13 protein-coding genes are annotated in these 12,621 nt (G+C 62.1%); 6 read left to right on the forward strand and 7 right to left on the reverse strand.

Annotated elements, in window-relative coordinates:
• Window positions 1–19: 19 nt before the first annotated feature.
• Both QN397_RS08375 and QN397_RS08380 read right to left on the reverse strand, forming a co-directional pair.
• The gene (locus QN397_RS08375; RefSeq protein WP_323495102.1) at window positions 20–676 is read right to left on the reverse strand and encodes a ChrR family anti-sigma-E factor; all 657 of its coding nucleotides are present in this window, start codon (window positions 674–676) and stop codon (window positions 20–22) included.
• Complete coding sequence (locus QN397_RS08380) at window positions 673–1,332, reverse strand: sigma-70 family RNA polymerase sigma factor (RefSeq protein ID WP_323500649.1); 660 nt, start codon at window positions 1,330–1,332, stop codon at window positions 673–675. The genes QN397_RS08375 and QN397_RS08380 overlap by 4 nt, the downstream gene beginning before the upstream one ends.
• Window positions 1,333–1,466: 134 nt before the next feature.
• Here QN397_RS08380 and QN397_RS08385 point away from each other — a divergent pair, with 134 nt between their 5' ends.
• The 5 genes from QN397_RS08385 to QN397_RS08405 all read left to right on the forward strand — a co-directional run bounded on the left by QN397_RS08385 (window position 1,467) and on the right by QN397_RS08405 (window position 7,125).
• The gene (locus QN397_RS08385) at window positions 1,467–2,888 is read left to right on the forward strand and encodes an NAD(P)/FAD-dependent oxidoreductase (protein WP_416352319.1); all 1,422 of its coding nucleotides are present in this window, start codon (window positions 1,467–1,469) and stop codon (window positions 2,886–2,888) included.
• Window positions 2,885–3,715, forward strand: coding sequence for a DUF1365 domain-containing protein (locus tag QN397_RS08390; RefSeq protein WP_323500650.1), 831 nt, complete (start codon window positions 2,885–2,887; stop codon window positions 3,713–3,715). Before QN397_RS08385 ends, QN397_RS08390 begins: the two co-directional genes overlap by 4 nt.
• A complete protein-coding gene (locus QN397_RS08395; protein WP_323500651.1) occupies window positions 3,712–5,016 on the forward strand; it encodes a cyclopropane-fatty-acyl-phospholipid synthase family protein in 1,305 nt (434 codons plus the stop codon). Before QN397_RS08390 ends, QN397_RS08395 begins: the two co-directional genes overlap by 4 nt.
• A 162-nt stretch (window positions 5,017–5,178) precedes the next feature.
• Complete coding sequence (gene upp / locus QN397_RS08400) at window positions 5,179–5,808, forward strand: uracil phosphoribosyltransferase (RefSeq protein WP_323495098.1); 630 nt, start codon at window positions 5,179–5,181, stop codon at window positions 5,806–5,808.
• Window positions 5,809–5,841: 33 nt separating this feature from the next.
• The gene (locus QN397_RS08405; protein WP_323500652.1) at window positions 5,842–7,125 is read left to right on the forward strand and encodes an amidohydrolase family protein; all 1,284 of its coding nucleotides are present in this window, start codon (window positions 5,842–5,844) and stop codon (window positions 7,123–7,125) included.
• Here QN397_RS08405 and QN397_RS08410 read toward each other — a convergent pair.
• The 3 genes from QN397_RS08410 to QN397_RS08420 all read right to left on the reverse strand — a co-directional run bounded on the left by QN397_RS08410 (window position 7,103) and on the right by QN397_RS08420 (window position 9,524).
• A complete protein-coding gene (locus QN397_RS08410; RefSeq protein ID WP_323500653.1) occupies window positions 7,103–7,966 on the reverse strand; it encodes an NAD-dependent protein deacetylase in 864 nt (287 codons plus the stop codon). The genes QN397_RS08405 and QN397_RS08410 overlap by 23 nt on opposite strands.
• A gap of 80 nt (window positions 7,967–8,046) precedes the next feature.
• Entirely contained in the window at window positions 8,047–8,637 is a 591-nt protein-coding gene (locus QN397_RS08415) for a hypothetical protein (protein ID WP_323500654.1), read from the reverse strand.
• A 125-nt stretch (window positions 8,638–8,762) separates the two neighbouring features.
• On the reverse strand, window positions 8,763–9,524 hold the full coding sequence (locus QN397_RS08420; RefSeq protein WP_323500655.1) for a response regulator transcription factor: 762 nt from the start codon (window positions 9,522–9,524) through the stop codon (window positions 8,763–8,765).
• A 156-nt stretch (window positions 9,525–9,680) separates the two neighbouring features.
• On the opposite strand from QN397_RS08420, the gene QN397_RS08425 reads away from it, so the two are divergent.
• On the forward strand, window positions 9,681–10,454 hold the full coding sequence (locus tag QN397_RS08425; RefSeq protein ID WP_323495092.1) for a response regulator transcription factor: 774 nt from the start codon (window positions 9,681–9,683) through the stop codon (window positions 10,452–10,454).
• A gap of 46 nt (window positions 10,455–10,500) precedes the next feature.
• On the opposite strand, the gene QN397_RS08430 is transcribed toward QN397_RS08425, so the two are convergent.
• The gene (locus QN397_RS08430; protein WP_323495091.1) at window positions 10,501–10,833 is read right to left on the reverse strand and encodes an FHA domain-containing protein; all 333 of its coding nucleotides are present in this window, start codon (window positions 10,831–10,833) and stop codon (window positions 10,501–10,503) included.
• Between the two features lie 348 nt (window positions 10,834–11,181).
• The gene (sbcB, locus tag QN397_RS08435) at window positions 11,182–12,621 is read right to left on the reverse strand and encodes an exodeoxyribonuclease I (protein ID WP_323500656.1); all 1,440 of its coding nucleotides are present in this window, start codon (window positions 12,619–12,621) and stop codon (window positions 11,182–11,184) included.

Here is a 12,621-nt window from a genome sequence, read left to right on the forward strand (position 1 = left end):
CTGCGACGCAGCGGTTTTTTTACATCCCGACCAGCCCGCCGAACCAGCGGGCGATCGCACCTTCGAACATTACCTTGCCGCGCACCGATGCCAGGCAGATGCATTCACCATCGGCGAGGACGACCGGCTGGTGAAGGATGGACCCGTCGGCCTCGTCGAAATCACCCGGCCCGAACAGTGCCCGACCATCGTGGAAGGTGCCGTACAGCACCTGCGTCAATTCGACTTCACTGTGGCTGTGCATCGGCAGTTTTTTACCGGCGCCTATGCGCAACAAGAACACGTTGGCAGCCCGGTCGTAAGGCAGCGTCACGCGGCTCCAGCGCATGCCGGGGCCAAGCCAACGCCAGCGCGTGGTCGTGCAGCCGTGGAGTGACCGTGGCCACTTCATGCCGACCGGCAATGCGGCGCGAAGCCCCACCGCTGTCGGCGGTTGGAACGCCGGCGGCGATGGTGCGTCGATGGCGGCCAGGGCCTTCGTCAGCGCGTCGGTTGCAAGCACTGCAGGGTCAAGCGCCTCCAGCATGTCGCCGCCGATCGTTTCCAGCACGCGAATGCGCTCCTGGCAATGCGCGCAGCCCTCGACGTGGCTGGACACGACCAGCGAAGGGCCGTTATCGAGATTGCCCGCCGCAAGGGCCAGCAAGAAGTCATCGTCCGGGTGGTGGTTCATCATGGTTCGAGGCCGTCGAGCAATCGACGCAGGTGGTTGACGGCAAGCCGCACGCGCGACTTGACAGTGCCGAGTGGAATGCCCAGCTCGAGCGCGATGCGGGAGTGGGGATGCTCTTCGTAGAACGACAGGCGCACGATTTGCGCCTGCTCTGGCGACAATTTGCACATCGCCTCGCGAACGCCCTTTTCGCGCCGGCCAGTCCGCACCTGATCTTCAAGTGCGGGGGCCGTGTCCGGCATGTCGTCGGCTTCGGTGCCGTCGCCTTGCACCTCGCGCTGCCCTTGGCGCCGGAAGTGGTCGACGCGCAGATTGCGCGCTATGGTGAAGATCCAGGTCGACACCGCAGCCTGAGCCGGATTGAACATGGCGGCCTTGCGCCATACCGAAATCATGGTCTCCTGCACCAGCTCTTCGGCCAGACCCTCTGCCGTACCCGACCGCATCAGGAATGCCTTCACGCGCGGCGCGAAATGCTTGAACAGGGCAGCGAAAGCCTGCCGGTCGCCCGCGGCCGCTATGGCCTGCACCAGGGCGTTCAGTTCATCGCTTGTCGGCATCGCTCCCCGTGGTTGTTTCAACGTAACGACCGACAGGCGGGCAGCCGTGGCTGGCTGGGCCAGCAAGGCGGCTACCGTGGACTGTGGGACGGGGCTCATACGGCTTCGTACGGCCCGCTGGGGGAATTAGATCACGTCGAATTACAAATACCGTGATCCAAATGGCCAACCGCCGCGTATCTCCTCCAAGCCCTGTCCTCAGACCTGGCCTCAGGCATTCCAGGAGCCCCAGTATGCAAACGATATCGACCGCCGCTGCGCCTACGATGCGCACGCCGCCCCCCGCCAATGCAGGTGCGGCACTCGATATCGCTGTCATCGGCAGTGGCATCTCGGGTCTGTCTGCGGCATGGCTGCTGTCGCAAAAGCACCGCGTGACCGTCTTCGAGGCCGACACCCGGCCCGGCGGGCACAGCAACACGGTCGATGTGCAATCCACGCAAGGTGGCGCCGGTGCGGTTATCGCTGTCGACACGGGATTCATCGTCTACAACGAGCCGGCCTACCCCAACCTGACGGCGCTGTTCGCGCACCTCGGCGTCGAGACCAAACCGTCGGAGATGTCTTTTGCGGTAAGCCTGGACGACGGTGCGCTCGAGTACTCGGGAACAGGTCTGGGCGGCGTGTTCGCGCAAAAGCGCAACCTGGTCAGCCTGCGCTTCTGGTCGATGCTGCGCGACCTGGTCCGTTTCTATCGTCAGGCACCGGCGCACGCCGCCAGCGCTGGCCTGATGCCGCTCGACCAATACCTCGACATGCAGGGCTACGGCAGGGCGTTTCGCGACGACCATCTGTATCCGATGGCGGCTGCAATATGGTCGACGTCGGCCGCACGCATCGGCGAATACCCGACCGAGGCTTTCGTGCGGTTCTGCGAAAACCATCATCTGCTCAAGCTCACCAACCGGCCGGCGTGGCGCACCGTAGAAGGTGGCAGCCGCCGCTACGTCGAGCAGCTCACCAAGGGAATGGGCGATCGTTTGCGCCTGGACAACGCCGCCGTCGAAATCCGGCGTAGCGCCGAGGGCGTGCATGTCTGCACCGAAGCCGGCTGGGCGCCCGAGCGTTTCGACCAGGTCGTGATCGCCACGCACGCCGACCAAGCGCTGCGACTGCTGCCTGATGCGCACGCCGAGGAATCGCGTGTGCTCGGTGCTTTCGGGTACAGCCGCAATCGCGCCGTGTTGCACAGCGACCCAGCCCTGATGCCGCAACGCCGCGCAGTGTGGTCGAGCTGGAATTACGCGGCCGATCGCGCTCGGCCCGATGCCTTGTGCGTGACCTACTGGATGAACCGGCTGCAGGGGATTCCAGACCACACGCCGCTGTTCCTGACGCTCAACCCCATGCAAGAGCCCCGCCCCGAACACCTGATTCGCAGCGAGACATACGAGCATCCGATGTTCGATGCCGCCGCGATCCGCGCGCAAGACCAGTTGTGGTCGCTTCAGGGTCATAACCGCACCTGGTTTTGTGGTGCGTACTTTGGCTCGGGGTTCCACGAAGACGGGCTGCAGTCCGGCCTGGCGGTGGCCGAGGCGATAGGCGGCGTGCGTCGGCCTTGGACGGTCGCCAACGAGTCCGATCGCATCCGGCTGAAGACTGTGCTTCGACCCGCGATGGCCGAAGCCGCAACGGCTGGTCAAACCGCATGAACACGACACTGCAGCAGTCCGCGCTCTACCCCGGACGCGTCATGCATCAACGGATGCGCCCCGCGCGCCACCGGCTTGCCTACCGTGTTTTCTCGCTGTTGATCGACCTCGACGAACTGCCGGAGCTGGCGCAACGGCTGCGCTTCTTTTCCCTGAATCGTTTCAACCTGTTCAGCCTGCATGAAGCCGACTATGGCGCGCGCAAGGGCAAGGACGGCAACGGCCATAACCTGCGCCAGCGGGTCGATGAGCAGTTGACCGCCGCGGGCCTGCTCGCGGGTGGCCCCATCCGCCTTCTCAGCATGCCGCGCATCCTCGGGTACGCCTTCAACCCGCTCAGCGTGTACTTCTGCCACCTGCCCGATGGCGAGCTGCAAGCGATCCTCTACGAAGTGAACAACACGTTCGGCGAACGCCACAGTTACCTGATCGAAGTGGACAAGGACCAGCGCGCCCGGAGTACTCAGGGTGCGCCGATCGACCAGCACTGCGCCAAGGAGTTTCACGTCTCGCCCTTCCTCGGCTTGCAGATGGACTACGGCTTTCGCGTGCAAGCGCCCCACGTCGACCAGCCCGAAATGCGCCTGGACATCACCGCGAGCGATGCCGACGGCCCGATGTTGTTCGCACGGCTCGACGCACATCGCCGCGTACTGAACGATGCCGCCTTGTTGCTGGCATTCTTTTCGCATCCCCTGCTCACGCTGAAGGTCGTGGGCGCCATCCACTGGGAGGCACTGCGCCTCTGGGTCAAGGGCGTGCGGTTGCACGTTCGGCCGCCCGCACCGACCCGGTCGGTGACCGTTATCAAAGCCGAAGAATCATGAGCACACCTTCTTCTCCGCCAAACAGCCTCCAGACCGAAGAACCGCGCAGCGGCGTTGCCTCGACCCTGTCGTCGCTCGGAGGTTGGCCGATGCGCCGGCTGCTGACGCGACTGTTGCGCGACGTGCGCTGTGGGACGCTCAGCGTCGAGCTGCCCGGTGGCGAGCGCATCGAAGGCCGGGGCACGGCGCCGGGCCCGCAAGCTTCGATACGACTGCATCGCTGGCGCCCACTGGTGCGTTTGCTGCTGCAGGGCGACCTGGGCCTGGCCGAGTCGTACCGCGATGGCGACTGGTCGACGACAGACCTCACCGCGCTGCTTGAATTCGGGATTTGCAACGAGGCGAATTGGGGCCGTGCGCTCGAAGCCTCGCTGCCGGCGCGCTGGCTCACTCGGCTGTTTCACCTGATGCACGCCAACTCGCGGCGGGGCAGCCGCCAAAACATCTCGTTCCACTACGACATGGGCAACGACTTTTACGCCCAGTGGCTGGATCCGGACATGCTCTATTCCAGCGCCCTGTACGCCACGGGCGACGAATCGCTCGAAGAAGCGCAGGCTGCAAAGCTGGATCACATCGTGTCGCTGCTCGACGTGCCCGACGATGGCAAGGTGCTCGAAATCGGCTGCGGTTGGGGTGCGCTGGCTTTGGCGCTGGCCCGCAAGCATCGCGCCAGCGTGACCGGCCTGACCCTTTCCACCGAGCAGCTGGCCCACGCCAACAAACGAGTCGCCGACGAAGGTTTGACGCAGGCCGTCGACCTGCGGCTGCAGGACTATCGCGATGTGCAAGGCGAATACGACCGCATCGTTTCCATCGAGATGCTAGAAGCGGTCGGCGAGCGTTACTGGCCTGTTTACTTCGAGACGCTGCGTCAGCGACTACGGCCCGCGGGTTCGGCGGTGCTGCAGGTCATCACCATTGCCGACGACTACTTCGATCACTACCGGCGCGGTACCGATTTCATCCAGCGCTTCATTTTTCCAGGCGGCATGTTGCCGTCGGTCAGTGCCATGAAGACACAGGCGGCGCAAGTCGGCATGCGGCTTGAAACCGCGGTGTCTTTCGGTGCCAGCTACGGCACCACGCTGGCGGAGTGGCGCAACCGGTTCCTGCGGGCGTGGCCGTCGATCGAGGCGCTGGGCTTCGACGCCTCGTTCAAACGCCTCTGGGAGTACTACCTGTGCTACTGCGAAGCCGGATTTAGAACCGGCCGTGTGGACGTGGGTCTGTTCACCGTGGTGCATGCCGATCACGGCGGCCAACCTGGGCACGCTGGCATAAGCGCCGTCGCAGCTTAAGCGCCGCGACGACAAGCCTGAGCCTGCCAACAAACGACCGAGTGGCAGCGGTCTAGGGTCGACCGGGCGTTGGCTTGGCTCTTGCTTGACACCTGCTAAAAGAAGGGCGATCTTCAGCCCTCTCTTTTGCAACGCAAGAACACGGAAAGCCTCCGCCCCTCCATGAGCAACGTTCACCTCGTCGACCATCCCCTCGTCCAGCACAAGCTCTCTTTGATGCGTCGCAAAGACGCTTCGACCAACAGCTTTCGCCGCCTGCTCAACGAGCTGAGCATGCTGATGGCCTACGAGGTGACGCGCGACATGCCGATGCAGGACATCGAGATCGAGACGCCGCTCGAAACCATGACGACCAAGGTCATCGACGGCAAGAAGCTCGTGCTGGTGTCGATCCTGCGAGCCGGAAACGGCATCCTCGAAGGCATGCTCACCGTGGTGCCAGGCGCACGTGTCGGTCACATCGGCTTGTACCGCGACCCCAAGACACTGACCGCCGTCGAGTACTACTTCAAGATGCCGAGCGAAATGCAGGACCGCGACATCATCGTGGTCGATCCGATGCTGGCCACCGGCAACTCCGCGATCGCCGCCGTCGATCGACTGAAGGAACTGAACCCGAAGTCGATCAAATTTGTTTGCCTGCTGACTTGCCCTGAAGGCGTCAAGGCGCTGCAGACCGCACACCCTGACGTGCCCATCTACACCGCAGCGATCGATCGCGAGCTCAACGACCACGGCTACATCCTGCCGGGCCTGGGCGACGCTGGCGACCGGATCTTTGGCACGAAATAAGGCTCGCGCCACGACTCCGCGGTTTCGCTGACCATGCTCGACCTTCTCGTCACCCACGCCACCCTACCCGACGGTCGCACCGACATGTCGATCGCCGTGCAGCACGGCCGCATCGTTGAGTTGACTAAGGGGCTCGATGCGCCCGCGCACGAAACCATAGACGCCCAGGGGATGCTCGTCGCCCCGCACTTCGTCGATCCGCACTTTCATATGGATGCCACGCTCAGCTACGGCTTGCCGCGCGTCAACGAAAGCGGCACGCTGCTTGAAGGTATCGCGTTGTGGGGTGAGCTCAAGCCGTTGCTCAAGGCCGAAGCCTTGATCGAACGTGCCCTCACCTATTGCGACTGGGCCACCGCCAAGGGCTTGCTCGCGATTCGTACCCATGTCGACACGAGCGACCCGAGCCTGCTCGCAGTCGACGCGCTGCTCGAAGTGAAGCGACGGGTCGCGCCGTACATCGACCTGCAGCTCGTGGCGTTCCCGCAAGACGGCGTGCTGCGTGCGGCCGGCGGCGTCGACAGCCTGAAGCGTGCGCTCGACAAGGGCGTCGACGTGGTCGGCGGCATTCCGCATTTCGAGCGAACGATGGCCGAAGGCGCTGCGAGCGTGAAGCTGCTGTGCGAGATCGCAGCCGAGCGCGGCAAGCTGGTCGACATGCATTGCGACGAATCGGACGATCCGCTGTCGCGCCATATCGAAACGCTGGCGTACGAATCGCAACGCCTTGGCCTGCAAGGCCGCGTCAACGGATCGCATTGCACGTCGATGCACAGCATGGACAACTACTACGTCAGCAAGCTGCTCCCGTTGATCGCCGGGAGCGGCGTCAGCGTGATCGCCAACCCGCTCATCAACATCACGCTGCAGGGCCGCCACGACACCTACCCCAAGCGCCGCGGCATGACACGCGTGCCGGAGCTGATGGCGGCTGGCGTCAACGTCGCCTTCGGCCACGACTGCGTGATGGACCCGTGGTATGGCATGGGTTCGGGTGACATGCTCGAAGTCGCGCACATGGGCCTGCACGTGGCGCAGATGACGAGCCAGGCCGGCATTCGCGCGTGCTTCGAAGCGGTGACCACCAACGCTGCGAAGGTGATGCACCTCGACGGCTACGGGCTCGATGCCGGTTGCGATGCCAGCTTCGTGTTGCTGCAGGCGCGAGATGCTGTCGAGGCGATAAGGCTGCGCGCCACGCGGCTCAAAGTGTTCAAGAAAGGCAAGCTGCTGGCAGACACGCCAGCGTCGACTGCACGTCTGCATGTGGAAGGTCGCGCGGAGGCGACATCTTTCATGCCGTCACGCGGTGCCTGAGTGCCTGAACCAGTGCCGAAAGGGTCTCCCCGACCGGTAACTCGACCTTCAACTCAAAAAGATCGTCCGCGCGGGTACGACCGAGATTGACCGCTGCTACAGGCTTGCCGGCAGCCACCGCCGCCTGCACGAACCTGAAGCCCGAATACACCATCAGCGACGAGCCGATAACAAGCATGGCGTCGGCTTGGCTCAGGGCTGCGAAAGCCGCGGCAACACGATCGCGCGGGACGCCCTCACCGAAGAACACCACGTCGGGTTTGAGCAGGCCTCCGCAGGCGGAGCACGGCGGCACGTCGAATGTGGAGAAGCCGTGGCCTTCGATGTCGGCGTCGCCATCGGGTGCGGCGCGCGCTTCGAGCCTTGCCCATGCAGGGTTGCGACGGCGCAGTTCGATCTGGAGTTCGGAGCGTGGCGAGCACGTCTCGCAGGCCATGCAGCGAACGGTGTCGATACGGCCGTGCAGGTCAATGGTATTGCGGCTGCACGCCGCGTCGTGCAGCCCATCGACGTTTTGCGTGAGAAGGAGTTCGACGCGACCGGATGCTTCGAGTTGCGCCAGTGCACGATGGGCTGGTCCTGGCGTGGCCAGCGCCATGGTCGGCCAGCCGATCAGGCTGCGCGCCCAGTAGCGTTTGCGCGTCGCCTCTTCGCCCATGAAGGCCTGATAGGTGACGGGCGAGGGCCGCTTCCAGTCGCCCTTCTCGTCGCGGTAGTCGGGAATGCCCGATTCGGTACTGCAACCGGCGCCGCTCAACACGAAAAGTCGACGGTGACGCGTAGCGAAATCAGCAAGTGCGGCAAGTGCAGATACCGGGGCTGCGGCGGCGATGTCATCCATTCGGCGGAGCATACGAGGACGCGCAAGTGCTCGCAGCGGCGGGGCTGTTCAGCGACCGCCCCGCGAACGTCCGTCAGCCCTCAGTGGGCAGCTGTTCTTTGCGGCGCTCGACCTTGCCCGGAGGTCAGCACATAGCCCGATCGCAAAAGACTCTGCAGGTTGAAGCCGTGCCGGCCATCGAGTTCGAGATGCTTGCGCAGGTGATCCGTCATGGTCTCGGGCGGGCCACCCATCAGCGCAGGGATTTCATCCCAGGAAGACATGTCGAGACGCGCCTCGGACAACGGGGTGTTCTGGTTGCGAAAGAACGTGAGCGCGACGCTGAAGGCGCTGTCGCTCAGCGACTTCAATTCGTTCTCGACAAAGACCTGACCGGGCGGCCGAAACTCGTAGTTGCCGAACGACAGCGGTGAGGGAGAAATGCTGCCGCCTGCCCTGACCTTGGCCAGCACTTGCTTGACCTTGGCCTGGATTGCTTTTTCGTCCAGCACGCGCAACGCCGGGTCTTGCGCGAACCCGCCTGAGGGCAAATAACTCGCCTTGTTGACCACCATCAACGCTGTGCGCGGGTTGACAAGCAGCCGGATGCGCTCGGCGCTTTCAGACGCGCCGGCCAGGGTTTCCCCGATGACAATCATCGACAACGCCTTGCCGCTCGCAAGCAATTTCAAGAGGCCCGCCGCAGAGTCATAGGCCAGCGATGCACAGCAATTTGCTGCGAGCAAGCGTCGCAGCCGGGCGCGTTCCAATGCGTTTTCACTCCATACTGCCGCCACCGGGCCAGCGCCTTTTTCAATCATTGTGCAGCCTCTGCATAGGACGTGGTAATCAACGGCTGCGCGTATATTCTGTCGCTCGCAGGTGATTTCCAGAGTTGTGTTTTATCGATCAGGCAATAGCCTGTCCCGTGTACCGATCGGAGAATGAAACCATGCTCGCCTTTGAGTTCCAGTGCGCTACGCAATTGAGCAATGGCTGTATCGACCACGCGTGAATTGGTCATTCGTGGCCATATCGCCTCGTAAATTTCTCGACGCGATACCGTACGACCAATTCGACTGAACAACAGACGCGCTAGCCGAAATCGCTTTGGTTGCAGATGAACTTCGTGGCGACCCATATGAATGGTAAACACGGAAGCATCGAATCGGTAGGGCCCGACTTCCAGTGCATCTTCTATCTCGTCGCCTTTGCGACTATAAGCCAATCTGCTGTAAAGCAATTGAATTCGAGCTACCAATTCCTCATCGGAAAAAGGTCGCACCAGAAAATCGAAGAACTCTTTGTGGTCGCTTCGTTGTATATCGCTTATTGCGTTGGGCATGACCACTGCAAGCAGTGGAATGCTGGCGCCGAGGCTGTCGTGCGCTATTTCGACTTCCTCAATCGACGTGGCCTGCTCGCCGAGGCCTAGTACGACGAGGTCGACAACGGCGCCCCACTTCATTGCTTTCGACAGGTCTGCGAGCGAAGAAAAAATCTCGGCTTCGCTTGATACTTTCGACAACATTTCTTGAATGATTGCTGAAGGGCGGGGTCCAACGATAGCGATGTTCATGCACCGGATGATTCCTTTGGTTTGCCTTTTTCGCATTGCAAACGCGAGGATTCGAAAGTATTGAACAGTTATTTTTTACATTTTGTTTAAAAGGTCACAGATCATGAACAGGTTTGACCGAGCTCAATCTGCATTGGGAGATTTTGGTAGATTTGGATGTTTCAATTCGACAAGAATCTAGAGAGAAACTCGGGAGAAATGATGCGTATCGCCTTGCTTGAAGATGAACTACCGCAAATGCAATTACTGGTCGCCACCCTGGAGACGCTGACTGTGGCCGGTTACGAAAACACGAGCTGCGAGCAGTTCACAGACGGTGAGATGCTGCGGACGGCACTGCGAACCGATTCGTTCGACCTTCTGATCCTGGACTGGAACGTGCCGGGGCTGGATGGGCTGGAGCTCTTGCGATGGCTGCGCGACTACCGCCGATTGACCGTGCCGGTCATCATGCTCAGCGCCCGCGGTGCCGAGCGGGATGTGGCCGAGGCACTCAGCGCAGGCGCCAATGACTACGTGATCAAACCTTTCAGGCCGATCGAGTTGGTCGCGCGCGTCAAACGTTTTCGCACGCCGCAGGAAACCGCAAAAGGCTGGGTGGAAACGATCGGTGAGTGGAAGTTTTTCCACGAGAGCGCTACGGTAATCCGTGCCGGTTTGCCTCCGCAGCTTTTTACGTTGAGCGAACGTGAATTCAGTTTGGCGATCGCCCTGTTTCGCAACTTGGGACGGGTCGTCTCGCGCTTCTATTTGCTGGAGGCGACCAACCAGGACGCGCGCTCCAGCAGCACTCGGATTCTGGACAATCAGATCTTCAAGGTGCGCCGCAAACTTTTGCTGGAAACCAACGGGTTGCAGCTCCAGACCATTTATGGGCAGGGTTACCGGCTGGCGCCCAGCCATGCGGCCGAGCCCGATTCGGACAGCTGAAAGAGACACGCCAAGGCCATCGGTAGATTGCTCCGGCAAGTGATCTTCAGGTGCTGTGCATCAACGCCAGCGCGGAGTCTGGTCCGACCGGCGCAGTCTCGAAGAACCTGAAACGCGTGTTGCCGATCCGAATGACATCGAGATGCCGCAGCTGACCGGCCTTGACCTTAAGGCCGTTCACGTACAAGCCGTTGCGGCTCGACAGATCGAGGATGCCGGACGTGTACCGCGACATGGCGATGCGCACATGCTGACGACTGACGCGCTCGTCGTACACGACGACGTCACACACAGAGTCGCGGCCGATCACCACGTTATCGGACGGAAGTATGGTCAGCTTGGAAAGACCGTGGTCGAGCTGAATCAGGCTGCGTTTCATGGAGCACCTCCGGAGTCAAAGAGAGGCGTGGGCGTCAGGCGACCATCACGCACAGCGTGAAAGTCATCGCGACGAGCAGGAGAACGATGTGGACTAGGGTTGGCATACCGCCATCGTCGAACGCCGGGCCAAAATCAGAGACGCGAAAAAAAGGTTCTGATAGGTTTCAAGTAACACTAAGGCACGCGTCGCGCAGAATGTCACACAGCCAACTGCGCTACTCCTGAAGCGGTGTCCAAAGGTCTAGCCGCATGTGAATCTTCGACACAAACGTGCAGTCTGGTAGTGAAGGCGTCCAAATGCTGCGTTTAGCGGGCGACGGATGGACACCACTACGCTCCTTGTTGACTAACGCTCTGGCACGATCGCCTCGGCGTACTCGTACAACGCACCGAGCAGTTCTTCGCCACGCTCGTCTGCACTTTCCGACAAGGCATCGATCTCGGTAAAGAGCATGTCGACGCTGCGAGCGCCGCCCTCGCCTTCGAGCAACCGCGCCGCGCGATGCGCTTCCCAGCGCTCGCTTTCTTCGACTGTCAGCGTCTCGGGCCAGTTGCGCGCGCGGTAGCGGAACACGATCTCTTCGAGCCGCGGGTCGTCGAAGCCGACGCGCTCGCGCGCAAGGTCGGCCGGAGACAGGCCGCGCACGCGAAGCAAACGACGACGGTCCGCATCGCCAACAAAGCCGCCATACAGGTCTTCATCGACGTCAGGAGTCGCCTCTTTGGGCCGCGCATAGACCTGTGGCCAGATCGCGCTCATGTCGGGCAAGCCGCGTGCGATCTCGGCGTTGCGCGAAGCCGCTTCGAGGTCGATGCCCCAGCGTTCGGCCATCGCCGGCGCGAGCGTGCGCAGATTGCCCACGACCATCGGCGACTTGTTGAGATGAATGCCCTTGACCGGCAGTCTCACTACACCTTCCGGCAGGTCTGCAGTGCGGGTGAACAGGCGCAATCGCAACGTTTCGACATCCAGATCGCGCAACTCGGCAGGATCGTATGCAAGATCCCAGGCGATCAGTTCGTTCTTGTTCGCCGGATGGCTCGCGAGCGGCCACATGACGGCCAGGCAGCCGCGCTCGGTTGGGAACATGCCGGACACGTGCAGGAAGGGCTTTGCCGTGTCACGCGTGGACGGCAGGCCGAGCTCACGCGCGACGCGGTCCTTCTTGTGCAGGCTGAAGGCGAACTCGAAGAGCTTGGGCTGCTTGTCGTGAATCAGGCGCGCCAGAGCGATGGTCGCGCGCACGTCGGACAGCGCATCGTGCGCAGCCTCGTGCAGCAACCCATTGGCGCGTGCCAGGTCGCCCAGCTTGAAGCTGGGCTTGCCGTCTTCCTTCTTCGGCCACTCGATGCCGTCCGGGCGCAACGCCCAGGTGAGGCGCACCACGTCGAGCAAATCCCATCGGCCGCAGTCGTTTTGCCACTCGCGGGCGTACGGATCGATCAGGTTCCGCCAGAACATGAAACGGGTGACTTCGTCGTCGAAGCGAATGGTGTTGTAGCCGACGCCAACGGTACCGGGTTGCGCAAAGGCACGTTCGATCTGCGCCGCAAATTCGTGCTCGGGAATGCCGCGCTCGAGGCACAACTGCGGCGTGATGCCGGTGATCAGGCAGGCCTCGGGACTCGGCAAATAGTCGGGCGCCGGCTTGCAATAGATCATGAGCGGCTCGCCGATTTCATTCAGCTCCGCGTCGGTGCGAATCGCTGCAAACTGCGATGGCCGGTCGCGCCGTGGTGTAGCACCGAAAGTTTCGTAGTCGTGCCAAAGAAAGGTGTGGGACAT

The sequence above is a fragment of the Variovorax sp. RTB1 genome, assembly GCF_035018765.1.
GTDB lineage: Bacteria > Pseudomonadota > Gammaproteobacteria > Burkholderiales > Burkholderiaceae_C > Variovorax.